Source organism: Candidatus Laterigemmans baculatus, assembly GCF_010367455.1.
GTDB lineage: Bacteria > Planctomycetota > Planctomycetia > Pirellulales > Pirellulaceae > Laterigemmans > Laterigemmans baculatus.
In genome coordinates this window covers 16,931-39,593 of sequence record NZ_WRPR01000036.1, presented here as the reverse complement: position 1 = coordinate 39,593, position 22,663 = coordinate 16,931, and the positions used below count along the sequence as shown (strand labels likewise).

Sequence of the window (22,663 nt, the reverse complement as noted above, 5' to 3'; positions counted from 1 at the left end):
CAAGACTCCGCTGCCACTCCTCCCAGTATGGCGAAGTTGGCTAGGGGATCGAATAGGAGTTTTGGGGAATTTGTGCCGACCGCTTCGCAGCGAACCCTTGCGGAGGAGCAAATTCGGCGCCTCCGGTGGTGCGTGATGCGGGGCCTCGCCTCCCGGCTCAGCCGAACCGCCGCTGGCGATAGAGCACCACGCCGTGCAGCGCGTGATAGAGGGCGCCGCACTCGAGTTCGACGTGCTCGGTCGCTTCCAGAACTTCGCACAGCCGCGTCGCTGCCGCTTCCATCCAAGCCGCCCGCAGCATTTCCTCAGGAGCGGCGATCGCTAGGAATTCCAGCACATGCCCGGTCGTCCGCAAGACGTCCGAGAGGTCGCTCGACCAGCCGGGGCGATCGAGGAAGTTGGTCGAGAACGAGCCGTCGGAATTCTGATAGCGACGGGCCGCTTCGATCTGCTCGCGGAGCCGAGCATCGGCGGCCAGCCAAACGCCGGTCAGGTTTCCCCCCTGCTCGAGGTGTCGGTTGCGGGCCATCGCCAAACCGATCAAGCGGTGGGTCCCGCCGCACGCGGCTTGGGTCAAGCTATTGTGCGTCTCGGAATCGACCAGCTCCTCGATCGACCAGCGACGGCCATCGCGGGCCGGCCAGGAATAATCGGTCGGGAGGTAGCGGGTCGCAGCGATCAGCGTCCAGCTGTATTCGAACGCCAGATTGCGGGGGATGTCCCACAGCATTTGCTGCAGTCCGTCGCCGAGCGTGTAGCTCTCCGAGCCGATCTTCAGAGGCGTCTCGGCCGGGAGGTCCGCTTGCGAGAGCACCGCCAGCCACTGGTCGTAGTGCCCTTGCCCGCTCATGCTCCCCACCTCCAACTCGAAGCGGACGCCCCGCCGCGGCGGATCGCCGAGTAGATCTCCCGGGAGCGGATCCCAGCCCGCCAAGCTCCCTCCGTCGAGCAGATAGTCGATCGCCGGAACCAGCTCGCCCCCCGCTTCGATGCGGCAGGCTTTGCCGTAGGCCAGGATTCCATGCAGGACTTGCCAAGCTCCATTCTCGACGGCGCTCAGGCGGCGAGCGAGCCCGGCAGAGAGCACGCGGTCGAGCGCTTCGCGGAGTTCCGCTGACGGGTCTGCTGACGGTTCCTCTGCCGGTGCGGGTGATCCCCCGGAGGAGGCCGCCGCTTCGGAGTCATCCGCCGAGTCGTCCTGGCCGGCCAAGAACTCTCTGTCGGCTACCGGCAAGCAACCAGCGGTGAAGGTCGTCAGGAGGGCGGCGAGGACCGAGCGGCGGTCGAGAGAACTGGAGTGGTGCATGGGCTCGAAGTGTAGTCGTCAACCGAAAAGCCGGCCATAGATTCGCCGAAAATGTTGGCCAGCCAAAATGTCGCCCGCCAGGCGCTACAATACGGCCAGGGCCATCCCCCGTGAGCCGACGGCGCTAGCCGCGGGTGAGCCGACGGCGCTAGCCGCGGGTGAGCCGACGGCGCTAGCCGCGGGCCCTAACCAGGTGAGCCGACGGCGCTAGCCGCGGGTTCCGTCGCGCCGCCGAACGGATCCAGCGCGTGTTGAAACGCCGCTGAAACGCAACACTTTCGTATGCCGCGGACCGGATCGGGCCCGAGGCTAGCGCCTGCGGCTCAAGGGCCCGAGGCTAGCGCCTGCGGCTCAAGGGTTCCGTTGCTTCCTTCCTCCCTAAGCTTCACTGAGAGGTTCTGCCCGATGAAACTTCACCTGCTCGCAAGTCCTCGCCGGTCGCTGCTGTTGCCGGCCGCGTTGGGGGTCCTGTTCGCCTGCAGCCCGACCCCCGAATTCGGTTCCTCGCTCACCGCGGCAGAACCTCACGCTCCCGCCGATCCGCCACCGGGCGAGCCGAAAGCCGAGGAGGAGAAACGGGCCGAGAAGGAGAAACGGGCCGAGAAGGTGAAACGGGCCGCAGAGGCGACGACTCCCGCTGCAGAGGAGGCCGACCGCGTCGCCTGGTTCGAGCAGTACATGAGCGGAGCGACGCTAGCGGGGCGGTTCACGGTCGTCGGCAAAGAACAGGATGAGATGCCCGAGGAAGAGTACACGATTCTCAAGTGTGAGAAGCTGCCGGAAGGCGATCTGTATCGCTTCACCGCCCGCATTCGCTACGGCGAGACCGATGCCGAACTGCCCATGGATCTGCCGGTCCTGTGGGCGGGCGACACGCCAGTGATCTCGCTGACGAATCTTTGGATTCCGGGGCTGGGCACCTTTTCCTCACGCGTGATGATCTATCGCGGACGCTATGCGGGAACCTGGACCCACGGCGAAGTCGGCGGCCACCTGTTCGGCGTCATCAAGAAAGAGGAAGCGGCCGCGGAACAGGAGAAGTGACCCGCTAACGAAAGTCACCCTCCCCCCGGACGCCAATTATCAGCCGCCGGGCGCTAGCCCCCGGTTTCCGAAAAACGCTGGGAAAACCGGACGCTAGCGCGTGGCGGCTGATATTGCGAACGCAAACGATGAACGGTCCTGCGCCTAGACCGCTGCTGCGAGGAAAGCGTCCAGCAGGGGTTGCAGGCGGCGGCAGATCGGCCCTGGCGGTTTTGGGATATCGTCGACCTGGCGGGCCGGCCAGAGTCCCGCTTCGCTGCCGGTCAGTAAGACTTCCTCGGCGGCGCGGAGCGTCTCTGGGCCGATCGCCGCGCGCTCGACCGGAATGCCTTCGGCTCTCGCCAGATGGATCACGGTCGAAAGCATCACGCCGGGCAGGATCCGTCCGGCTGGAGGTGCGATCAGCCGCCCCTCGGCCACCGCGAGCACGTTTGAGACGCTCGTTTCGGTGATCGAGCCGTCGTCGTCGATCAGCACGCCGAGGGCCTCGGGATCGCGCTCCCGCGCTTGCTGGTCCGCCAGATAGTAATGGATTCGGGAGCGGACCTTGATGTCGCGGGGCCAGCAATCGAGTGGCGGCTGGCGGACGCTGGTGATGACGAGTGACTGACCCTGGTCGCGGAGTCGCTCGAGCCGCGGGAAGTCGAGCGGTGAGAGATGCATCCCGAGCGTCGGGGTGTCACTGCCGCGTCGGCCGGGAGTGGCAAACAGTACGATCCCAGTCTCGCTGTCCGATTCGTGTTTGCCGAGCAGTTCACCGATCAATTCGATCAGCCGGTCGTCGCTGGGCAATCCGGCGATTTTCAGCGTCTGCGTCGTGTGAAAGAAGCGCACCAGGTGGGCTTCGAGCAACGGAAGGCCGCGATTCCAAGTCCGCATTCTCTCGACGGCGGTAACGCCTTGGAGGAAGCCCAGGTCGTCGATGCTGAGCCCCATCTGATCGGTGCTCGTCCAGCGACCATTGAGATATCCGGGAGAGCTCCGATAACCTGGAGAACTCATGGAGTGTCAATCAAGTGGGCCATCAGCCAACTTCCTCCGCAATCGTCACTCATATAATCGATCTCATCATGCTCGCGACCGACCGCGCGGCTGCAGTTGACCGCGCGGACCGGCAACGGCGAGCCGTCGTGTCGCGTTCCGAATCGCATCGGCCCAACCGCACCGAGCGCAAGTCCGATATCGGAAAGATCGAGCAACCAGTACTGGCGGAGCGCCACATCACGCGGGTTATACATCAACACCATGCGGTTCATGTTTTTTGTCGCCAACCCATGGTAGTCGCACGCCAATAACCACTCGCGATGGATCGCTGGCGCAATGAGCCCGACATCGACGCGGAGTCCTCGGATCGTGGCTCCCGGCAGTCTTCGGCCATCGAGCGAACCGCCGGCGACGGCATGCAGTGCACCGGTCACCACGCGACCGCCAAAACTGTAGCCGAGCAGATCGAGCGGTGCTGGCGAGACGGCGATCTCGCGCAGCAGCCAGGCGAGATACAGCCCTTGGGAGTCGGTCCGATCGGCTTTGGTGCGAACATCCTTTAGCAGGCCGTGGATCGGTTCGCTCGGCCAGCTCCAGACAATGAAGCGAATATTCTGGGGGGAGGCGCGGCGGGAGGTGATCCGCCGGTAGACGTAGCCCGCCCGCTGAATTGCGTCTGAATGTGTGAAGCGGTTGCCATGGACATAGACGACGTTGGGCGTGGTGGGATCGGATTGGATCGTCGCCAACAGCTCGTCGGCGGTCGCGGGAACCAGTTCCGCTGCTTCGTTATACCGCTGCACGGAAAAGTTGGGGCGATGCAAATCTGCAGCACAGACGTCGGTCGTGAGGTTGCGGGTGCAGAGGATCCAGATCTCATCGCCGCTGCGAATGCTCGAGGCGCGAGCCGACGCCGGGGTCCCGATGCCCAGGAGCAGCGCCAGCCCCAACGCCGCGCCCGTGACCCAAGTGCGGCGGCTGGTCGCCACGAGCAGGACGGACCCCATCTTCGACGGCGTGTGTCGGGACGACGTTTGCTTGGGCCGCATGGGCTTGGATGGTGCTCTATGGGAGGCGGTGAAGTGCGTCGTAATTGCCATCGATCATCGCACGGCGGAAATGTGCATGATGCTTTCATGCAACGTTGGTTGAAAAAAAACATCATGTTGCGTTTGCACCTCATCGGCAGCGACCTAGATTTGTGTGACCCAAGGTTTGGGTCGAACATTTAGGCCCAGTTTGCTCGGGAGGGGGATTGCAATGAACGCTCGACTTGGATCGGTTGTAGCTATCGTTTTGATGTTGCCTGCGGCCGGCGGTTGCGGGGCGGTTCGCAATCTCCTCTACGGTCGCGGCGCGGCGTGTGGGATCTGTGCTTCTGCCGCTCCGACGTATAACGTTGCCCCGCCCGCGGTCGGTGCCCCGAACCTTGGTACCCCCGGCTGCGGCATCCTCGGCTTGGGCGGTCGGGGCTGCGGCACCCCGGGTTACGGCACCCCGGGCTATGGGGCTCCAGGTTGTGGGACTCCGGGCTACGGCGCTCCTGGATATGGCGCTCCCGGATATGGCGCTCCGGCTTATGGACCTGCAGGCTGTGGAGCGCCCCAGTGCGGCGTGCCCAATGCGGGCGGCTGCGGGTGCGGTGGTGAGGCCGCTGGCAGCTACTACGGCGACTACGGCTACTCTGGTTATGGCGACGCGGGTTACGGCGATGCGGGTTATGGCGACTTCGGTTACGGCGACGGGGGATACCTCGGTGGTACCAGTATCGGCTCGCCAATGGTCGGGAACGGGATTTACGGCGGATACCCGAATAACTCCTACATCCCCGACAGTGGCTGGATGCCGGCCGACCCGAACATGGTCCCTGGTTCGGCCACCGTCACCGATGGGGTTCCCGCGGGGACGATGACGCCCATTCCTCGCGGCAACTGAACGCACGCCTCGATTCGTTTTTCCGACAGAGTTTTGGGGAGCGAAGTAGGATAGAGTGCTCCTGCCGCCACCGTGTTGCTCCGCAAGATCACTCGCAATCGCTCAAGGTTAACTCTGGAGATGTCTCAGAACTGCCGCGACCACTCGCTGCTTTCGGACCCGACGACTGGGGCTCAGCCGACGTCTGGGAACGCTCGTCCGACGCCGCTCGACCGCCGCCGCTGGTTGCGGATTCTGGCCGCTGGCGGAATTGCCAGCCTGGGTTGGGGCGGCCGGGGCTGGAATGGTTTGGCAGTGGCCGACGACGAGGGAGCCCCAGACGAGGTGGCTGATCAAGCGGAGTCCCCAGAAGGGGCGGAAGGGGCGAGCGACCCCGCGCTGCTCGAGTACCGCGACCCGAAGGTCCAGCGTTATCGGTGCGGCTTGGTGCTGGAGACGGGCAGCGCCAACTGCCGGGGGATCGTCAGCACGTTCCCCATTCCCCGGGAATGGCCCGAACAGCAAGTCAAGTTGGTCGAGCAATCGGTCGATCCGGTTTTTGCCAGTTCGCTGCAGGTTCGCGAGCTCGACGGGCTGGTGAGTCAAGTGGTGATGCGAGCCGGCGGAGTGCCGGCCGGCAGCACGGCCGAGGCGACCTTCACGTTCGAACTCACCCGCTCGCGGATCGTTGCCCCGCCATCGGTCGCCGGGCTCAGTGCTCCTCGGCGTCCGGGCCGCGAACTCAGGCAGTATCTGATCAGCAGCCCCTACATCGATCCTGGCAGCGCCCGGATTCGCGTGGCGGTCCGCGAGATCGAGGCGGTCCTGGCGGAGTCGCAAACGCGGGAAGCCGCTGTGGATTCGCAGGACTGGAAGCGGATCGAGACGATCTACGACTGGGTTCGCGAGAAAGTCGCCTACGTCGAAGGGGACATCAAGACCGCTGACGAAGCGCTGAAGGATGGCACCGGGGACTGCGAGGAGCTGACCAGCGTGTTCGTGGCGATCTGCCGGGCGATGCGGATTCCGGCGCGGATGGTCCACGTGCTGATGCACTGCTATCCGGAGTTTTATCTGGAAGATGCGGACGGCCAGGGACACTGGTTCCCCTGCCAGGTCGCCGGCACGCGGCAGTTCGGGAGCATGGAGGAGTACCGGCCGATCTTGCAGAAGGGCGATCGTTTCAAGACGCCTGAGCAATCGCTGCAGCGGTACGTGGCCGAGTACTTTCGAGCGGCGGCGGTCCAGGGAGGCAAGCCGAAACCGCGGTTCGTTCAAGAAATCCTCGAGTGAGAACGTCGACGAAACCTCGGTGGCTGCCTAGGGTTTAGATAATTCGTGGCTCTGGTTGGTCGCGGTTCGCTCCGATCGGCCGTCCGGTCCCGCTGGGGACTGCCGTTATCTCCCTCGAGGTTGCTTTCGATGCGCTGTCTCGCCACTGGGCTGATCGCCGCCCTGAGCTTGGTCACCCTAGGTTCGTTTGCGCCCCCTGCCCTGGCCCAACCCGGTGAAGGTTTTCGTGGCCGCGGTGACGGCGATGGCGGGGACCGCGGTGGCTGGCGGGGCCGGGGGGGTGGCGATCGTGGCGGCGATGACCGTGGGGGCGATCGTGGCGGCGATGACCGTGGCGGTGACCGTGGGGGCGATCGTGGGGGCCGCGGCGGCTTCGATCCGAGCAACTTTCTCGAGCGGCTCGATCGCAATGGCAACGGGATGCTCGATCCGGACGAGATGCAAGGTCCGGCAAACTTCATGGTCCAGCGGATGCAGCGCGAGGATCCGAGCATCCGGACCGATCGTCCGATCCCGATGAGCAAACTCAAGGAGGCGATGGAGAAGATGCGGGCGAGTCGCGGCGGGGGCGACAGCGACCGGGATGACGGCCGCGGCGGTGACGATGATGACGACGATGCGCTCGTCGTCGGCGTCTTGGTCCCCGGCTTTGGCGGCGTCGAGCTTCCGCCGCTGGTTCCCGGTTTCGGGGCTGCCGCGGAATTGCTCGCCGTTCGCGTCACCGACGCCGATCTGCGGGAAGCCGAGGAGAGTTTGCGTCGCTACGACCGCAACAAGGACGGCTTCATTGGAGCCGACGAGATCTCGCGTCGCTGGGATGGCAATCCGGTGGATTTTGACCAAAACCGCGACAACAAACTCTCGCCCAGCGAGCTGGCGGTTCGCGTGGCGCGGCGGCGGGTCAATCGCGCCGAGGAGGAGACGCGTCGCGCGGACCGCGGTCGACGGCGCGACGAGGGAGATCGCGGCGAGGAGGAGGTCGAGGATCGCTTTGGCGGGCGGCTCTCCTACCGCCCACCGAGCGATGCGGCGCCCGAGGGACTTCCCGGCTGGTTCTCCGATAAAGACCGCGACGGAGATGGCCAGGTGATGATGAACGAGTACGAACGGAGCTGGAGCGATGACAAGGTGGAGGAGTTCTTCTCCTTCGACCTCAACCGCGACGGCGTGATCACAGCCCAGGAAGCCCTGCGAGCGGTCAAGCAAGGCGCTTCGTCCGCTCCCTCATCCTCCGCTTCGATGGCTTCCTCCTCCCGGGAGGAATCTTCGCGCTCGGGGTCCCGCTCGCGGTCCCGCTCGGACGACGACGCGTCGAGCTCCAGCAGCCCCGGCACCAGCGGGGAAGTCGACCCCAAGTACGTTCAGTACGCCGAGCGGATTCTCTCCCGCTCCGATAAGGACGGCAACAAGGTGCTGACGGTCGACGAATGGAAAACCATGATCATGGACATCAGCCCGGCCGATGCCGATCGCGACGGCAAGATCACCGTCGGCGAGTACGCGGGTTGGCTGCACGCCCGAGCGAACCAGTAGAGACGGGCTAGCCGGTTGAGCCGTGGGATGGCGCGGCGGAGTCCGTTTCGCCGCCGCCACCAATCCCCATCCGCCGGAGTGCTCAGTATTCTCCGACGACCTCTCCACCCTGGGCCGTGCTGAGAGCGCGGTAAGTCAGCAGGTCGATCGTTTCACCCACGAACCGTGCCGAGCCATCGCACAGGGCCACTTGCACTCCTCCGGGATGCCGGCTCCGCGAAGCAAACATGGTGGGATCGGTGGTCGTTGACAGAGCACACGGCAAGTTCTGCTTCGGCATGTCCGTGAAGTAGCTCGTCGTGTGGAGACGATCGGGAAGGTTGCTGTTAGGTGGCAGGTAAGTGGTGAAATTGGAATTCAAACCCCACCAGCTCATGCCTCGCAAGTCGTTTGCCGCCTGTCCTTGGAGAATTTCGCCAGCCAGCAGCGTGTTGCTCGTGCCGTCGCTGAGCGCGGAGAAGCCCACGATCTTATGCAATGTGGTCGTGGAAATTTCGGCGAAGGGCGCCCCGCCAAAAATGACTCCGTTTAAGTCGGCTTGCTGCTTGTAGTCGGTGTTGCCAAAGTTCACCCCGTAGTTGTGCAGCGTCATGTTGCTGTAGGTCGCAGGCGAGTCGCTGGGGCAGGAGTGCGCATCGAGCCGCTGTTCGGTCACGCGGCGGTTGGTGGTTGAGCTGTATCGTGAGGTATCGACGGGAATGCCCCATTTGTTGCCATGGTCATACAGCTCGTACAGATTGTCCTGCTCGATGTACGGCAAGGTGCTGACGACCCACGTGCCCCATCCCCAGCCCCAAGCGCCCGCAGGAAAGCTGTTATGGGTGTCATGGTAATTGTGGATCGCCAATCCGATTTGTTTCAGATTGTTGCTGCACTGCATCCGTCGAGCTGCTTCGCGAGCGGCCTGCACGGCAGGGAGCAGAAGGCCCACCAGGACCCCAATAATCGCGATGACGACAAGCAATTCGACGAGCGTGAATCCGCGTCGTAGTCTCATGAATAACCTCCGGGAACGAAAACAAGTAAAGCATCAGGACAGGCGGGACCGACGCTGCGATCAGCCGCAATGCGTTTAGGTTCTGTCAAAAAACCTGGCGATTTCACTCTTTTGAGCCGTAGGCGCTAGCCTCGGGCCTCGCAGTCCCGGGATCTCCGCTGCAGCACCCGCGGCTAGCTCCGTCGGCTCACCCGCGGCTAGCGCCGTCGGCTCACCCGCGGCTAGCGCCGTCGGCTCAGGGGGGTCTGACAGAGCCTGGCCCCCGGTCCGCGAAAATGCAGTGAGAACCGGACGCAAGAAGCGTGGCGGCTGATGACGGCAGAGCCTTAGGGGATGGCGATGTCGTACGTGTTGGGGCCGCCGTCTTTGATCACGGTGGTCAGCGTGCTTTGCGCATTGAACTCCGCAGGGATCCGTTCAACGCGAGGAGCGAACATGGAGGGATCGCCGGGAGCTTCCTCGGCGGGAGGTGGTGCAGTGGACTCGCTGGCCGAAGAGACTCGTACAATCATTTCGCCTGGTAGGAGGCCGTCGCTCGCGGCGATCTCGTACTCGCCTTGATGAATTGCGGCACCCGACATTTGCGAACCATCTTTGGAAACAAATTGAATGGTGCCTGTTTCAAGAGGCTGGCCTTGATAGGTCACGGTTCCCGAGACTCCTACCCGCCCACCGGTGTCGGGGCCGCAGCCGACGTAAATTACCGACAGGGCGCCAAGAAGAAATGTCAACGTAGTCGAACGCGACATACAGCGAGCTCCGGAGGTCAATGGCTGCGAGTTGGGTGGTGTCTCCACCTTATAAGAGTGGGGGATCCGCGATGCAAGCGAATTCTCGGTGCTTGGGGTTTCGCGGGATGGGGTTTGGGACGAATTCTGAGACGATAGGGAGTCCCTTGAGAGTCATTAACCCTCCTTAGACCGCTTTCGAAAAATTTGAAAAATTCCTGTTCCGATTTTTATTCGAGGGCGTCTTTGAGCAGCTTTTGGTAGGTCTGCTGGTCGGCCTCGTACTGGGTTCTCAATTCACCGCCAACATCTTTGCCGTCGGCGAGATCGTCCAGGATTTTCGTCAGTTGCTCGGTGAGCTCCGGCCCCACACGGGGCTGAAACCAGTGCAGTTTGCCCTCCGGGCCGAGCACGCACAGGGTCGGAGCTTCACGGACGTTGAACACGTCGCGGCCGGTCGCGGCGAGGTCGTCGATGAACCGAAGTCCGACGTTCCACCGCCGCAGCATCTGGCCGGTGGCCTCGGGACGGGCTGCGGAGGCTTCGGCCATGACCAGCAGAAACCGGGTGCGGTCGCTGATCGCCGACGGCATCCGGTCGGCCACCGCTTGCAACTGCCGCGCGGCCATCTGCGAGGCGGGATGGTCGGCGATCCAGAGCAGAACGGTAAAATCGCGGTCGGAGCCCTGCTCCGAAACGAGCCGTTCGCCGTCGGGTCCGCGGAATTCGAATTCGGGAAGCGGACCGCCGAGGTGGGGAGAGACCAGCGGCGGAGGGGGCGGGACGAAGTTGCGGACGATCGTGGTGCGGGCGGCCAAGGGGCCCTCCTCAGCTGTGGTGAGGGGGCCAGCTGTGGTTGGGGGGCCAGCTGTGGTTGGGGGGCCAGCTGTGGTTGGGGGGCCAGCGGCGAATCGCCAGTTTTCGCTGGGGGGGATTTCGAAGCTGGCCGCCGGCAACTCGATCGTCAGCCGCACGTCGCTGACCTCCGGGTTGGCGGTCAGACCCGTGGCTTCGGCCGGCAGCTCCACACGCCGCAGCAGCAGCGTGGCCCGTTCGATCCAGAGTTTGTAGACGAGTTGATCGTTCTCGATGATCAGCGCGTCGTAGGGCTCGCCCTCCCTGGCCCCGGAACGGTCGAGGCGGAGCGCCGTCGATTCGTCGAAAAGCCCTCCAAGTGGCTGATCCGACAGCAGCAGCTCCAGCTGTGGCGACGGGCCCCCGAGTCCGGCGGTGGCGAAATGGGTGAGGGTCGGATCGGCGTAGATGTCGGCCAGTTCGAGTTTTTCGCCGAGCAGCGGTCGGCTGAGCTGTTGGCCGTCCATGTTCGCGGTCAGCGGATCGTAGATCACTGCCCGCAGACGTCCATTCTCGGCGATCATTTCGGCGGCATAGGCCCGCAGATGCAGCTTGTTGGGCCGCTGGAGCACGACCGCCAGAGGGGCCTCGTCGACATATTTTTGTCCGCCCTGACGGTAGGATAACCGGACGCGAGCGTCATCGGAGTAGGTTTTTGCTCCCCGATATCGGGCAATCATGGCTTCGAGCAGTTGTCTCGCCGCCTTCTCGTCGGATTGCATGGGAGAGTCTCCGCGCGCCGATACGGGTTGAGAGACGACCTCGACGCTAGCCGGACCGTCCGGTTCGGAAGCCGGCTGGCCGCAGCCGACCAGGAGCGAAGCGAGCAGGCCCGACGACCAGCCGAAGAAGCCCGACCGCCTGCTGAAGAGCTCTGACTGCCCTCGGAAACCGCGGAACAACCGCATCGTGGTTGATCTGGACGCCGCCGGGGGGTCTAAAGACAGCTCGGGGGCTTGCGGAGTTCGGGAGGCGTGTCCGAGTGGCGTCGCGGGTATGTCGGGCGTCGCGGGCATGTCGGGCGTCGCGGGCAAGTCGGGCGTCGCGGGCATTCCGCAGTTCGCGGGCGGTCTTCGGTTCGCATGCGGGCCGCGGGGATGCATGACAGCTGCCTCTGGAATCTCGAGCGAAAAAATCGGGATGATCGGGGCGGGAAGAATCAGTATCGACAAAAACGGATGCGACGGTTGACGACAACGAGGATGCGAATTGGCATCGGGCACGCCGAGACGGTGGAACTGCCGCCGGCAGGGGCGATGGAGATGTGGGAGTTCCACCCCGATCGCGGCCGCCGGATCGATGCGGTCCGGGAGGTGGCGAGGCGGGCTGCGGCAAGGCCCGAGGATTATCCTCCGCTCGCCGAGGCGATTGTCGACGGTGACGCCGTGGCTTTGGCGGTCGATCCGAATGTTCCGCATGTGGCGGAAGTCGTGGCTGGGATCGTCGATACGCTACCGCGGGAGCGGATTGGCAGCTTGTCGGTCGTGCTTTCCGAGGAGGCGCAGGAGGCGACCGCTGAGCAGCTGCGGCAGATTTTAGCGGGCTTGGGAGAGATCGAGGTCACGATCCACGATCCGGCCGACCGCGAGTCGCTCGGTTACCTGGCAGCCAACACGGCGGCCGATCCGATCTATCTGAACCGCCGGCTGCTCGATGCCGACCTCGTCCTCCCGATCATCACAGCCCGTCCAGCCGGTTCGCTCGACCCGGCGAATTTTGACGGCGGAGTGTTTCCCGCTTTTGCCGACGGCGAGACGCAGCGGCGGCTCCGCGGCGAGACGATCGACGCGGCTGGCCAGGACGACCGTGAGGCGGCCGAAGCGGCGTGGCTGTTGGGGCTGCAGGTGCTGGTCGCCGTCGTGCCCACGGCCGATGCCCACGTTGCCCGCGTGCTGGTGGGAACTCCAGGGGGGATCCGCCGGGCCGCCGAGCACCAGGTCGAGGCGGGGTGGCAGCGGGACGTCTCTCGCAAAGCGTCGCTCGTCTTCGCCTGCATCGACGGCGGGCCGCAGCAGCAAACCTGGGACAACGTCGCTCGGGCGCTGCACGTCGCGCGGCATCTGGTCCGCCCGGGAGGAACGATCGTGGTCACGTCGCGGCTCGGCGAACGCACGGAGAAGTCGCTGCGACGGTTGGCGGGGACCGAGACTTATGAAGCGATGTTGCAGCGGATCAAGAAGGATCGGGGACGGCACGCGCTGGCCGCCTCGTTGCTGCTGCAGCTTCGGCAGGAAGGCCGCGTGCTGCTGATGTCCGACCTGCCCGCCGGGGAGATCGAGGCCCTGGGGATCGGCGCCGTGGAGTCGACCGACCAACTCCTTCGGTTGGTGGAAAGCCATGATAGCTGTGCGATAATTCGGAGTGCTCAGTTCTGCGGAATCGGCACTCTTCCATGATGACCTTTACGACCCTCTCCATGTCCACCTTGAAGATGAAACCGTGAAATCGATCAACGAAGAGCAAGCGGTTGGCGAATCGATTCGCGACTGTTTCGAATCCGGAGAAATCTACGTTCCGGTCGAACAGGTCTCGTGGATCGATTTGCTCGGTGCCGACCGCGGCAAGGTGCTTGGCAATCTGACCACCAACCACGTCGCCGGCCTCGCTCCGGGGGAAGGCTGCGAGACGTTCATTACGGACGCTCGCGGGAAAACGTTCGGGCACGGTTTCGTCTACGCGCTCGACGACCGCTTGCGGCTGTTGACCGTGGGCGATCAGTTCGAACGGCTCTCGGCCCATATCGATCGCTACGTGATTCGCGAAGATTTGACGATCGAAGACCGCACCGCCGAACTGCACACGGTTTTCATTCCGGGAGTCGGCCAAACGCGGTTGACGACGCGGCTCGGGCTCACCGCGGCCGAACCCCCGCGTCTGAAAACGCAGATTGGCCAGCTCGATGCGGTCGAGCTGCGAATCTATCAAGTCCCCTACACCCGCGACGCCGACTGGCTGCTGCAGGTGCCCGCCGCGCAAGCCGACGCGCTCGACGCGGCCCTGGTCGCCCTCGACATCCTCCCTGGGCACTGCTCGCTGATGCACTGCGGGCGGATCACCAATCACTTCCCGTGGTTCGGGATCGATTTCACCGAAGCGAATTTGCCGCAGGAGATGGATCGCGACGACCGGGCGATCAGCTTCCGCAAAGGATGCTATCTCGGCCAGGAGACGATCGCGCGGCTCGACGCGATGGGGCAAGTCCAAAAGAAACTCCTGCTGTGGCGGTTCGATGGCTCGGTCGTTCCGCCGCAGGGGACCGAGTTGCGGCAGGGAGAGAAGGTCGTCGCGACTGTCACTTCGGGAACCTACTGCTTCGCGCACCATGCGCCGTTTGCCCTGGCCCTGACTCGCCGCAGCCACTTTGCTCCCGGAGCGACCGCCGAGAGCGAGTACGGCACCGCCACGGTTGTCGACCCGAACGCCGAGTGAGCGGCCCAGACGAAGCGGCCCAGACGAAGCGGGCTGTACGAAGCGGGGGCCTGCGGCGATAACCGTAACGGAACGTTCGCCCCCTTCCCCCGAGTCGCTTGCCCGCGTGGATTCTCCGAGTCGATTGATGGAACCGCAGACCTCCGCGAGCGACGGGCCCCGAGAATCCGAGAAGCCGCATTCCGAGCCGACTGGTGCTCAGCCGAGGGAGGCGGCACCGCTCGACAAGAGCAACCGGCGGGTCCGCGACATGTTTGGCCAGATCGCCCCGCGGTACGATCTGCTCAATCATCTGCTCAGCCTGAATATCGACCGGGCTTGGCGGCGGCGGACGGTCGAGCGGCTGCGGATCTCCGGCGACGCGCCGGTTCTCGACACGTGCACCGGGACGGGCGATTTAGCGATCGCGATCAGCCAGGCGGTGGGGGAGAGGATCACGGTCATCGGGAGCGACTTTTGCCACCCGATGCTGGCCCACGGCGTCGCCAAGCTCCATCGCTCGCCGCGGAATGTTCATTTCGTCGAGGCCGATTCGCAGCGACTGCCCTTCCCTGACGACACCTTTCAGTGCGTGAGCGTCGCGTTTGGGCTGCGGAATATCGCCGACACCGATCGGGGGCTCGCTGAAATGCGCCGCGTCTGTCGGCCTGGCGGACAGGTCGCCGTGCTGGAGTTCTCGCAGCCGACCGCGCCGATCCTGAAGCAGACGTACGGGTTTTACTTCAAACACGTGTTGCCGCGGATCGGTCAGTGGATGGCGCGGAACGACAAATCGGCGTATGAGTACTTGCCCGCCTCGGTGTCGACGTTCCCCAGCGGGCAGGCGCTGGCCGATCGGATGGAAGCGGCGGGGATCCGCGAGGTCCGCATGCATCCGATGACCTTCGGCGTGGCCACGCTTTACGAAGGGACGAAATGAGCCAGCCGTCCGCTGCCGAGTCTCCGCTGGTCGTCGCGATCACCGGTGCGAGCGGGGCTCCCTACGCCTTGCGGTTGCTGCAGGTGTTGGCCCGCGGCAAAGTGCCGGTGCATTTGACGGTCAGTCCTTCCGGGGCGGCGGTCATCGAGCAGGAGTTGGGGCTGGCGATCGATTTGCGGCGGTTCGATCCGGCGATCCTGCTCTCGGCCGCTCCGCCTTGGGCGCTGCCTGAGGAACAGGCCGCAGTGGCTGCGGAGATGAAACGGGTCGACCGCTCGCTGCTCCGCTACTACCACTACCAGGACTACATGGCGCCGATCGCCAGCGGATCGGCACGGACGCGGGGGATGATTGTCTGTCCGTGCAGTGGCAGCACGCTCAGCGGGATTGCTCGAGCGGCGGCGGGAAATCTGATCCAGCGTGCGGCCGAGGTGCATTTGAAGGAGCATCGCAAGCTGGTGCTGGTCCCTCGCGAGACGCCCCTCAGCGTGCTGCAGTTGGAAAACATGCACCGTTTGGCGGCAGCCGGAGTGGTCCTGTTGCCGGCGATGCCGGGCTGGTATCACGGCGTTCGGGGGCTCGGCGATCTGATCGATTTTGTCGTCGCTCGGATCCTCGACCAGTTTGAACTCGGAGAGGGATTGATGCGGCGGTGGGGAGAGTCGGAAGAATGAAAACGCTGCTCCTCCGCGGGCGGATGCTGTTGGAGTTGATCCGCTTTAGCCACACGATCTTCGCGTTACCGTTCGCGGTGCTCGCGACCGTGATGGCGTTCCGCGTTCCGCTCTCGAGCGGTGAGCTGCCGGCGGTCCGCCCGCAGGACCTGCTCGGGATCCTGGCCTGCATGGTGCTGGCCCGCAGTGCCGCGATGGCGTTCAACCGCGTGGTCGACGAGCGATTTGACGCGGCGAATCCGCGCACCGCGAGCCGCCACTTGCCGGCCGGGCTGTTGCGGCGGAGCGAAGCGATCGGGCTGACGGTCGTCTGTTCGCTGGGGTTCGTCGCCAGCACGCTGCTGTTTCTGCCCAACCGACTGCCGCTATTCGCGTCGCTGCCGGTGCTGCTGTTCCTGCTCGGCTATAGCCTCGCCAAGCGGTTTACTTCGGCCGCGCACCTCTGGCTGGGGGGCGCCCTCAGCTTGGCGCCGATCTGCGCGTGGGTAGCGATTCGCGGCGAGGAGGTTTTGAGCGCCCCGGCTGATCTGTGGCCCCCCGTGGTGCTGGCGGCGGCCGTGGCGCTGTGGGTCGCCGGGTTCGACATCATCTACGCTTGCCAGGATGAAGCGTTTGATCGCCAAGCGGGACTCAGGAGCGTGCCGGCCGCTTGGGGAGCCCGCGGAGCGTTGCGGTGGGCTGCGGCGGCGCACGCGGCGATGGTCGGCGTGTTGGTTGTGCTGCCCCTCGTTTCGCCGGTACTCGGATTGGGGTGGCTGTATTATGCTGCCGTGATCGGCATTGCCGCGCTGCTTTGGTACGAACACCACCTGGTGCGCCCCGATGACTTGGAACGCGTCGGCATCGCTTTCTTCCATGTCAACGCAGTCGTCAGCGTCGTCCTGCTGCTAGCCGCCAGCATCGATTGCTGGTGGGTCTAGAGCCGACCCGACCTTTGGATAACGGAACCCACATGATCCAGACCGAACGAGACGCCCGCTTCCGGGAAATCCGCGACAAAGTCGAGTCGGGTGAGCGGCTGTCGATGGAAGACGGGCTGTTTTTGTACGATCCTGACGTCCGTTTGCAGGAAGTCGGTCTGCTGGCCAATCTGGTCCGCGAGCGGATGAATGGGAATGTCGGGTTCTACAACATCAACACCCATCTGAATCCGACGAACGTCTGCGTCTACCGCTGTCGGTTTTGCGCCTTTCGCTCCGATCTGCGCGACCCGAAGGGGTACGTGATGGACGACGAGCAAGTGCTCGCGCGGGGGCAAGAGGCTCACGAAGCGGGCTGCACCGAGATGCACATCGTCGGCGGACTGCACCACAAAAAGCCCTACGAGTGGTATCGGCATCTGATCGAATTGCTGCACGAGGCGTATCCCAAAATCCACCTCAAGGGCTGGACCGCCGTCGAGATCAACTGGTTCGAGTTTCAGACGAAGCAGAGCGTGCGATGGGTCTTGGAGGATCTCAAGGCGGCCGGGCTGGGAAGCATGCCGGGGGGCGGAGCCGAGATCTTCCACCCCGAAGTCCGCGACCAGATCTGCGAACACAAGGCGACGACGCACGCTTGGCTGGACATCCACCGCACGGCGCATGAGCTCGGGATTCGCACCAACTGCACGATGCTCTATGGGCACCTGGAGAAAGCGTACCACCGCATCGACCATCTACTCCGGCTGCGCGAACTGCAGGATCAAACCGGGGGTTTTCAGGTCTTCATTCCGCTCGCCTTCCATCCCGAGAACACCAAGCTCGACCATCTGAAGAAACCGTCGGCGCTGATGGATCTGCGGACGATGGCGGTCAGCCGGTTGATGCTCGACAACATCCAGCACATCAAGGCGTACTGGATCATGCTCGGCATCGAGACCGCCCAGACCGCACTGGCCTACGGGGCCGACGACATCGACGGGACCGTCCGGCACGAGTTGATCTATCACGACGCCGGCGCGACGACGCCGCAGAGCCTCTCGGTCGAGCAGATTCGGCAGCTGATCGCCGAAGCGGGCCGCGAGCCGGTCGAGCGGAACACCGTCTATCAAACGGTGCTTCGCGACCCCCACGACTTCACCTGCTGGGAGATCGGCAGCGAAGTCGGCTGCGAGGTGTAGTCGCCTTTCGCTCCGCCATAGTCGCCTTTCGCTCCGCGAAAGTAGCGGGGGACGGAGCTACTTTCGCGGAGCGAAAGGCGACTATGGGGCGATCTGGTTTTGCTCCGGCGGCGGCGTGCCTTGGAGGTGAGCCTCGAGGATCCGCTCGAGCGTCTCTTCGTCGCAGCCTCCGTACCAGCAGCCGCTGGGGAAGACGCCTGCGACCGGGCCGAAGCGACAGACGTCGATGCACTGGCTGCGGATCGTGGTGATCCGAATCCCCTGCTCTTTGCGAAGCTGCTTGGCCCGCTTCCGCAGATGCTTCCAACTGCGGTGCATCTCCGCGGCCGAAGCGCACTTGGCTTTCTTTTCGTCGCCGCAGAGGACGATCGTCAGCTGGGCTTGGCCGAGCCCTAGCTTGTCCGCCCGCTTCTGCGCCCCGTCGCTGTCGTTTCGTTTGCCCACGCGTGACCACCTTGAGGAGAACCAGCGGCGAATCGTTGACAAGGCCGCACCACCTGACTCTAATTGCACTTGAGAATCGTTCTCAACAGAAACGTTGTCCACCAAGTGGATTGTCAAACGCTCGATGGGCGAGCGTTTTCCAGGCAAGGGGGAGGCTGGGCCCGAACCGATGCGAGAAACCATTCTAACTGTTCTCGAAGGCGACACACCCCAGCAGCGGGTGGTCGTCGTGCTCCGCCATCTTGAGGGCGGAAGGACCGAGCTGGCTCTGCGGCGGGAGTCGTGGAGCGTGAACGTGGGCTGGTTCGTGCAAAGCAGCGTGGAGCTGTCCGCCGATCAGATCAGCGACTTGCGGTCGGCCCTCGGCGTCGTTCCCACGCGCCGCCCCCGCACGCTTGCGTTCGCAGCTGCCGGGCCGCAGGAGAGCGAAGAGTCGCTCGAGTGCATTCCCTTCCCGGCCCATCGGGCGGGTTAGGCAAGGGTCGCCGATAGCCGCCTCTCGCTCCGCGAAAGATTGCATGAAATCAGCCGCCACGCGCTAGCGTCCGGTTCTCACGCCGATTGCAGGAACCGGGGGCTAGCGCCCGGCGGCTGATGAAGGATCCAGGCTCGCGCCCGGCGGCTGATAAATCAACCGACCTAGCTCGCAGCTCAGCCCGATTTGCGGTGGCTGCTCGAGAGTTCGGCCTGGGTTGCCGGGGTTTCGCGGAGCAGCTTGGTGTATTCGTCGACACCTTCCTGCTCGTCTTTGAGGATGTCTTCGAGGAACACGACCAGGGCCCGGTTGCCTTCGGCCAATTCGAGCGCCTTGGTGTACATCTCTACCGCCTTGGCCTCGAACGCGAGGCTGTATTCCAGCACTTCGCGAAGATCCCGCGACTGTTTGACTTCGTTGCGGAGGACGGTCGGAACGCCACCGAGGGCCGAGATCTTGTCGCCAATCAGTTTGGCGTGGCCGAACGACTCTTCCGCGTCCTCAAGAAATTTGTCGGCGTAGACTTCCCGCCACACCCCTTCGATGATGAAGCCGGCCTGAGAGTATTGAGCGACGCCGGTCCACTCGTGCTTGAGGATTTCGTTCAACTGGTCGATTACGGCTTGCATGTTCATCGTGTGGCTCTCGGTAAGAAAATGAGGATGAGAGGCTTGTACACCCGTGATTCAGTTTAGGGCAACAGCCGATTGCGTCGATCCCGGGGACGCGGATCCGTGGGGGGCGGGCCAAAAGAAGAGCAGAAGCCATGCCGCCGAGCGTACGTCAGGCTTTTCAGCCTAACTGCATGCCTGTATCAGCCTGGAAAGGCTGGCGTACGGGTGGGCAAGCCTGACCGGGGCACGTCCATGTGCCCGAGTGGTCGAAAGGCTCGCACAAAACGCGTCCTCATGAACGCGTGGCGTGCCGTTCGCAGATGAGCGCCTCGTGCGCCCACCCCGTGAGGGGCCTGGCGAAAGCTGCTGGAAGTCGGTGACTTCCCGCAACCCTCGTTGCGTCAGCCCGTGGCCGCAAGCTGACACGCGACTTCCCCACGCTGTGGCGAACGCGGAGGACTTCCCTAGCATAATCTTTGATCGTGGTGACGCCAGATCGGTCCCCATCCGAGGGGGCCTTTCCTGACCGCCGAGATCGATCTGACCTGCTTGAGCTAAAATGAACGGCTGTAAGAGCTTACCATCTGCCTGCCAGGCCCCGGCTAATGTCCAGTGGCGCTCTTGGGGGGCCCCTCGAGCAGCGGCTTCGCTCTCCGAACGTCCTCAGAATACCGCTGCTCGGGGCATGGTCAACACGCGGCCGCTCGCCGGCTAATTACAGCAAATAGCGCAGGTGCTTGCCGCAGGCGAACTTAGGGGACAGCGGAAATTTTCCGATTCGCCCCGGCGGGTGTCGGCGGGCAGTGGAAGCTGCTGCGGCACTGCGAGATAATGTCGCCATGCGGATCGACCTCCTGACGACCGAACTTCGCACCGGCGGCGCCGAGCGGTGCCTGACCGAGCTGGCCCTCGGGTTGCAAGCGGAGGGCGATCGCGTGCGGGTCTTCTCGCTGGCTCCCTTGCCCCAGCAATTGCCGCAGGCTGCGCAGTCGGTACTGGCGGGTTCGCAGCCCGCAAGTCGCGACGAGCTGCTACAGCGGTTACTCGGTGCGGGGATCGAGGTTGCCAGCGGGGGGGCTGGGAGCGTTGCCGCGGTGCGGAAGGCGTATCGGTCGGCCCGCCAGTGGCTTGCTGAGGGAAAGCCGGAGGTCCTGCAGACGTTTCTGTACCATGGCAATCAGTTGGGGACGCTGGCCGGAGTGTCGGCGAGGGTACCGGTGCGAGTCGGCGGCATTCGAGTCGCGCAGCCCCGCCCTTGGCGGTGGTGGTCCGAGCGTTGGGCGGTCCGGAGAATGGACGCGGTGGTTTGCGTCAGCCAATCGGTCGAGCGTTTCGCCCGCGAGCGGCTGCGGCCCCCTAGCGGAACGCGACTGCTGACGATTCCCAATGGGATTCGCGTGGAAGCGATGGCCGGTGCCGCGGCCCGCGACTGGAGTCGCGACGGAGTGCGTCCCGGCAGCCGAGTTCTGCTGTTCGTTGGCCGCCTGCACCCGCAAAAAGGGATCGACCTTCTGCTCCGGTCGGCCGCCGACCTGCTCGACCGCCACCGTGACGCTGCGCTGGTGATCGTCGGTTCAGGTCCACTTGAGCCGCAGGTGAAGCAGACGCTCGCGGCGTTGCCAGCGGATCGGGCGATCCACCTGCCCTGGCAGAGCGACGTTGCCAGCCTTTACGCCGGAGCGGAGATCATCGTCGTGCCGAGCCGCTACGAGGGGATGCCGAACGTCGTCCTCGAAGCGATGGCTGCGGGGCGGCCGGTCGTCGCGGCGGACGTCGAGGGGGTCAGCGAGCTGCTGGGCGAGGAAGCTGGGCTGCAGTCCTACCCGCCAGGCGACGCGGGCGCGATGCTCGAGCGGATCGCTCGCTTGCTTGCGATGCCCGAGTTGCAATCATTGGGGAAAGCCAACCAGTGCCGTGCCGCCGCCGCGTTTTCGCTCGAGTCGATGGTCGACCGCTATCGCACGCTCTACCAAGAGCTGCTGGCTGACCATTAGGTTCTGTCAGAAACCCCGGCGATTTCACTCGCTTGAGCCGTAGGCGCTAGCCTCGGGTGAGCCGTAGACGCTAGCCTCGGGCCTCGCAGCCCCGGGATTTCCGCTGCAGCACCCGCGGCTAGCGCCGTCGGCTCAGGGATTTCTGACAGAGCCTAGTGCTGGCGGGGCACTGATTTTTCATGTCTCGCCGGAGCAATCTTGTCAGCGCCGGTGGGGTTCAGCCGGTATACTTAGTTCTTGCACGCTTCGTCCGCCTACCGGATCGACTGATGCGGAATCCGCTCGCCATCCACTACTTGTCGTGTGCCCTCGCCCTGCCGTTGGTCGCGGGAATTGGGGTGGGGCTGCCAATGACGGCAGCCGTTGCCGATGTCCCGCGCCCGGCGAGCGATGCGCTCCGCCGCGCCGCCTCGTGGCAAAAGCCTGATGCGGAGCGGATCGCCGCGATGCTTGCCGAGGGTCTCGAGGAGCAGGGAGTTTCGCAGGCTCAGACCGACGCGGCTGCCGCGGAATTGTTGGCCCAGTTGCAGGTGGAGGGAAGCGATCCGCTGGACGCTTTCGTAGCGGCGGCTGCGGAGGTGGTTCCGGCGGTGGCCGAGATTGTCGAGCGGGCGGAGCGGAGTCCCACGGCAGTTGCGAACGACGCGCTGCACCCGGTCGCCCAGGGTCTGCGGCCATCGATCCAGGTGTGGCTGGCTCGCAGCCTCGTGCGACTGCGGCTCTATGACGAAGCGCAGCCGCTGCTCACGGCGCTCGACCCGGGGGGGACGGTCGATCCCGCAGCGGTGCTGTTCTACCGAGCCGCCTGCAACCACGCTCTGCTCGCCAAGCAATCGACGATTGAGGATTTGGAACGGTTGCTCGAAAACGACGAGGCGGCTCCGGAGCGATTCGTGCGGACGGCGCGGCTGATGTTGGCCGACATCAAACCGCTGGAAGAAGACAGCTTGGATGAAATTTCGCGGTTGATGAATGATGTCGGCCGGCGGCTCGATCTCGGACGCAGCGGTGAACCGGTTCAGGAGCGCGAGCAGGAGATTATCGACAAGCTGACGAAATTGATCGACAAGCTCGAGCAGCAACAACAGCAGCAGCAACAGCAGCAGCAGCAACAGCAGTCCGGCGGCGGCAATGCCCAAGGGGGCGAGAGCCAGCCGATGCAGGACAGCCAGATCGCCGGGGCCAGCGGTGAAGGGGATGTCGACCGCAAGGATCTCGGTGACCGCAGCGGATGGGGCAACCTCCCGCCTGCCGAACGCCAGGAAGCGTTGCAGCAGATCAGCCGCGATCTGCCGACGCACTATCGTGAAGCGATCGAAGCGTACTTCCGCAAAATGGCAACCGAGCAAAAGTGACTGA

22 protein-coding genes are annotated in these 22,663 nt (G+C 64.4%); 13 read left to right on the top strand and 9 right to left on the bottom strand.

Annotated features, from left to right (window positions below; translation table 11 throughout):
- Nucleotides 1-157 precede the first annotated feature (157 nt).
- Nucleotides 158-1,306 (bottom strand): ADP-ribosylation factor-directed GTPase activating protein isoform b, encoded by a 1,149-nt coding sequence (locus tag GNK13_RS07810; protein WP_164101951.1) that lies wholly within the window; start codon nt 1,304-1,306, stop codon nt 158-160.
- A 405-nt stretch (nt 1,307-1,711) separates the two neighbouring features.
- On the opposite strand from GNK13_RS07810, the gene GNK13_RS07805 reads away from it, so the two are divergent.
- Complete coding sequence (locus GNK13_RS07805) at nt 1,712-2,350, top strand: hypothetical protein (RefSeq protein WP_235934921.1); 639 nt, start codon at nt 1,712-1,714, stop codon at nt 2,348-2,350.
- Between the two features lie 144 nt (nt 2,351-2,494).
- Here GNK13_RS07805 and GNK13_RS07800 read toward each other — a convergent pair whose 3' ends face one another.
- Nucleotides 2,495-3,352: an aminotransferase class IV gene (locus tag GNK13_RS07800; protein WP_164101950.1), complete on the bottom strand. Its 858-nt coding sequence runs from the start codon at nt 3,350-3,352 to the stop codon at nt 2,495-2,497.
- Nucleotides 3,349-4,341 carry an alpha/beta hydrolase gene (locus tag GNK13_RS07795; RefSeq protein ID WP_164101949.1) on the bottom strand — a complete coding sequence of 331 codons (993 nt, stop codon included), beginning with the start codon at nt 4,339-4,341 and terminating at the stop codon, nt 3,349-3,351. The genes GNK13_RS07800 and GNK13_RS07795 overlap by 4 nt, the downstream gene beginning before the upstream one ends.
- Before the next feature lie 253 nt (nt 4,342-4,594).
- Between GNK13_RS07795 and GNK13_RS21980 the strand changes: the two genes are divergently transcribed.
- Nucleotides 4,595-5,269, top strand: a complete 675-nt coding sequence (locus tag GNK13_RS21980) for a hypothetical protein (RefSeq protein WP_203328978.1) — start codon at nt 4,595-4,597, stop codon at nt 5,267-5,269.
- Between the two features lie 120 nt (nt 5,270-5,389).
- Nucleotides 5,390-6,541: a transglutaminase-like domain-containing protein gene (locus GNK13_RS07785; RefSeq protein WP_164101948.1), complete on the top strand. Its 1,152-nt coding sequence runs from the start codon at nt 5,390-5,392 to the stop codon at nt 6,539-6,541.
- A 177-nt stretch (nt 6,542-6,718) separates the two neighbouring features.
- Here the strand turns inward: GNK13_RS07785 and GNK13_RS21670 are convergent, their stop codons facing one another.
- Nucleotides 6,719-6,985 carry a hypothetical protein gene (locus tag GNK13_RS21670; protein WP_235934919.1) on the bottom strand — a complete coding sequence of 89 codons (267 nt, stop codon included), beginning with the start codon at nt 6,983-6,985 and terminating at the stop codon, nt 6,719-6,721.
- On the opposite strand from GNK13_RS21670, the gene GNK13_RS07780 reads away from it, so the two are divergent.
- On the top strand, nt 6,980-8,074 hold the full coding sequence (locus tag GNK13_RS07780; RefSeq protein WP_235934918.1) for an EF-hand domain-containing protein: 1,095 nt from the start codon (nt 6,980-6,982) through the stop codon (nt 8,072-8,074). The two genes, GNK13_RS21670 and GNK13_RS07780, sit on opposite strands and share 6 nt — an antisense overlap.
- A gap of 82 nt (nt 8,075-8,156) precedes the next feature.
- Here GNK13_RS07780 and GNK13_RS07775 read toward each other — a convergent pair whose 3' ends face one another.
- The 3 genes from GNK13_RS07775 to GNK13_RS07765 form a co-directional block, all read right to left on the bottom strand.
- Nucleotides 8,157-9,071: a DUF1559 domain-containing protein gene (locus GNK13_RS07775; protein ID WP_164101946.1), complete on the bottom strand. Its 915-nt coding sequence runs from the start codon at nt 9,069-9,071 to the stop codon at nt 8,157-8,159.
- 326 nt (nt 9,072-9,397) lie between these two features.
- Nucleotides 9,398-9,820 carry a hypothetical protein gene (locus GNK13_RS07770; protein WP_164101945.1) on the bottom strand — a complete coding sequence of 141 codons (423 nt, stop codon included), beginning with the start codon at nt 9,818-9,820 and terminating at the stop codon, nt 9,398-9,400.
- Nucleotides 9,821-10,029: 209 nt separating this feature from the next.
- Nucleotides 10,030-11,376, bottom strand: coding sequence for a hypothetical protein (locus tag GNK13_RS07765; RefSeq protein WP_164101944.1), 1,347 nt, complete (start codon nt 11,374-11,376; stop codon nt 10,030-10,032).
- 480 nt (nt 11,377-11,856) lie between these two features.
- Here GNK13_RS07765 and GNK13_RS07760 point away from each other — a divergent pair, with 480 nt between their 5' ends.
- The 6 genes from GNK13_RS07760 (at nt 11,857) to mqnE (ending at nt 17,777) form a co-directional block, all read left to right on the top strand.
- Nucleotides 11,857-13,050, top strand: a complete 1,194-nt coding sequence (locus tag GNK13_RS07760) for a hypothetical protein (protein ID WP_164101943.1) — start codon at nt 11,857-11,859, stop codon at nt 13,048-13,050.
- A 43-nt stretch (nt 13,051-13,093) separates the two neighbouring features.
- Nucleotides 13,094-14,083, top strand: a complete 990-nt coding sequence (ygfZ, locus tag GNK13_RS07755; RefSeq protein WP_164101942.1) for a CAF17-like 4Fe-4S cluster assembly/insertion protein YgfZ — start codon at nt 13,094-13,096, stop codon at nt 14,081-14,083.
- Between the two features lie 127 nt (nt 14,084-14,210).
- Complete coding sequence (gene ubiE / locus GNK13_RS07750; protein WP_164101941.1) at nt 14,211-15,002, top strand: bifunctional demethylmenaquinone methyltransferase/2-methoxy-6-polyprenyl-1,4-benzoquinol methylase UbiE; 792 nt, start codon at nt 14,211-14,213, stop codon at nt 15,000-15,002.
- Nucleotides 14,999-15,676 carry a UbiX family flavin prenyltransferase gene (locus GNK13_RS07745; protein ID WP_164101940.1) on the top strand — a complete coding sequence of 226 codons (678 nt, stop codon included), beginning with the start codon at nt 14,999-15,001 and terminating at the stop codon, nt 15,674-15,676. The genes ubiE and GNK13_RS07745 overlap by 4 nt, the downstream gene beginning before the upstream one ends.
- Nucleotides 15,673-16,596 (top strand): UbiA-like polyprenyltransferase, encoded by a 924-nt coding sequence (locus GNK13_RS07740; protein ID WP_164101939.1) that lies wholly within the window; start codon nt 15,673-15,675, stop codon nt 16,594-16,596. The genes GNK13_RS07745 and GNK13_RS07740 overlap by 4 nt, the downstream gene beginning before the upstream one ends.
- A 32-nt stretch (nt 16,597-16,628) precedes the next feature.
- Nucleotides 16,629-17,777 (top strand): aminofutalosine synthase MqnE, encoded by a 1,149-nt coding sequence (gene mqnE, locus GNK13_RS07735; RefSeq protein WP_164101938.1) that lies wholly within the window; start codon nt 16,629-16,631, stop codon nt 17,775-17,777.
- A gap of 81 nt (nt 17,778-17,858) precedes the next feature.
- On the opposite strand, the gene GNK13_RS07730 is transcribed toward mqnE, so the two are convergent.
- Nucleotides 17,859-18,221: a (2Fe-2S) ferredoxin domain-containing protein gene (locus GNK13_RS07730; RefSeq protein WP_164101937.1), complete on the bottom strand. Its 363-nt coding sequence runs from the start codon at nt 18,219-18,221 to the stop codon at nt 17,859-17,861.
- A gap of 94 nt (nt 18,222-18,315) precedes the next feature.
- On the opposite strand from GNK13_RS07730, the gene GNK13_RS07725 reads away from it, so the two are divergent.
- On the top strand, nt 18,316-18,696 hold the full coding sequence (locus tag GNK13_RS07725) for a hypothetical protein (protein ID WP_203545347.1): 381 nt from the start codon (nt 18,316-18,318) through the stop codon (nt 18,694-18,696).
- A gap of 176 nt (nt 18,697-18,872) precedes the next feature.
- Here GNK13_RS07725 and GNK13_RS07720 read toward each other — a convergent pair whose 3' ends face one another.
- A complete protein-coding gene (locus tag GNK13_RS07720) occupies nt 18,873-19,331 on the bottom strand; it encodes a ferritin-like domain-containing protein (RefSeq protein WP_164101935.1) in 459 nt (152 codons plus the stop codon).
- Between the two features lie 818 nt (nt 19,332-20,149).
- Between GNK13_RS07720 and GNK13_RS07715 the strand changes: the two genes are divergently transcribed.
- Together GNK13_RS07715 and GNK13_RS07710 are read left to right on the top strand one after the other, a co-directional pair.
- The gene (locus GNK13_RS07715) at nt 20,150-21,304 is read left to right on the top strand and encodes a glycosyltransferase (RefSeq protein ID WP_164101934.1); all 1,155 of its coding nucleotides are present in this window, start codon (nt 20,150-20,152) and stop codon (nt 21,302-21,304) included.
- 269 nt (nt 21,305-21,573) lie between these two features.
- Complete coding sequence (locus tag GNK13_RS07710) at nt 21,574-22,659, top strand: hypothetical protein (protein ID WP_164101933.1); 1,086 nt, start codon at nt 21,574-21,576, stop codon at nt 22,657-22,659.
- The last annotated feature ends 4 nt before the right edge of the window (nt 22,660-22,663 follow it).

Excerpts from the sequence above, each read along its gene's own strand:
- GNK13_RS07810 (WP_164101951.1), bottom strand. The coding sequence starts at position 1,306 with ATGCACCACTCCAGTTCTCTCGACCGCCGCTCGGTCCTCGCCGCCCTC.
- GNK13_RS07805 (WP_235934921.1), top strand. The coding sequence starts at position 1,712 with ATGAAACTTCACCTGCTCGCAAGTCCTCGCCGGTCGCTGCTGTTGCCG.
- GNK13_RS07800 (WP_164101950.1), bottom strand. The coding sequence starts at position 3,352 with ATGAGTTCTCCAGGTTATCGGAGCTCTCCCGGATATCTCAATGGTCGC.
- GNK13_RS07795 (WP_164101949.1), bottom strand. The coding sequence starts at position 4,341 with ATGGGGTCCGTCCTGCTCGTGGCGACCAGCCGCCGCACTTGGGTCACG.
- GNK13_RS21980 (WP_203328978.1), top strand. The coding sequence starts at position 4,595 with ATGAACGCTCGACTTGGATCGGTTGTAGCTATCGTTTTGATGTTGCCT.
- GNK13_RS07785 (WP_164101948.1), top strand. The coding sequence starts at position 5,390 with ATGTCTCAGAACTGCCGCGACCACTCGCTGCTTTCGGACCCGACGACT.
- GNK13_RS07780 (WP_235934918.1), top strand. The coding sequence starts at position 6,980 with ATGCAAGGTCCGGCAAACTTCATGGTCCAGCGGATGCAGCGCGAGGAT.
- GNK13_RS07775 (WP_164101946.1), bottom strand. The coding sequence starts at position 9,071 with ATGAGACTACGACGCGGATTCACGCTCGTCGAATTGCTTGTCGTCATC.
- GNK13_RS07770 (WP_164101945.1), bottom strand. The coding sequence starts at position 9,820 with ATGTCGCGTTCGACTACGTTGACATTTCTTCTTGGCGCCCTGTCGGTA.
- GNK13_RS07765 (WP_164101944.1), bottom strand. The coding sequence starts at position 11,376 with ATGCAATCCGACGAGAAGGCGGCGAGACAACTGCTCGAAGCCATGATT.
- GNK13_RS07760 (WP_164101943.1), top strand. The coding sequence starts at position 11,857 with ATGCGAATTGGCATCGGGCACGCCGAGACGGTGGAACTGCCGCCGGCA.
- ubiE (WP_164101941.1), top strand. The coding sequence starts at position 14,211 with ATGGAACCGCAGACCTCCGCGAGCGACGGGCCCCGAGAATCCGAGAAG.
- GNK13_RS07745 (WP_164101940.1), top strand. The coding sequence starts at position 14,999 with ATGAGCCAGCCGTCCGCTGCCGAGTCTCCGCTGGTCGTCGCGATCACC.
- GNK13_RS07740 (WP_164101939.1), top strand. The coding sequence starts at position 15,673 with ATGAAAACGCTGCTCCTCCGCGGGCGGATGCTGTTGGAGTTGATCCGC.
- mqnE (WP_164101938.1), top strand. The coding sequence starts at position 16,629 with ATGATCCAGACCGAACGAGACGCCCGCTTCCGGGAAATCCGCGACAAA.
- GNK13_RS07720 (WP_164101935.1), bottom strand. The coding sequence starts at position 19,331 with ATGAACATGCAAGCCGTAATCGACCAGTTGAACGAAATCCTCAAGCAC.
- GNK13_RS07715 (WP_164101934.1), top strand. The coding sequence starts at position 20,150 with ATGCGGATCGACCTCCTGACGACCGAACTTCGCACCGGCGGCGCCGAG.
- GNK13_RS07710 (WP_164101933.1), top strand. The coding sequence starts at position 21,574 with ATGCGGAATCCGCTCGCCATCCACTACTTGTCGTGTGCCCTCGCCCTG.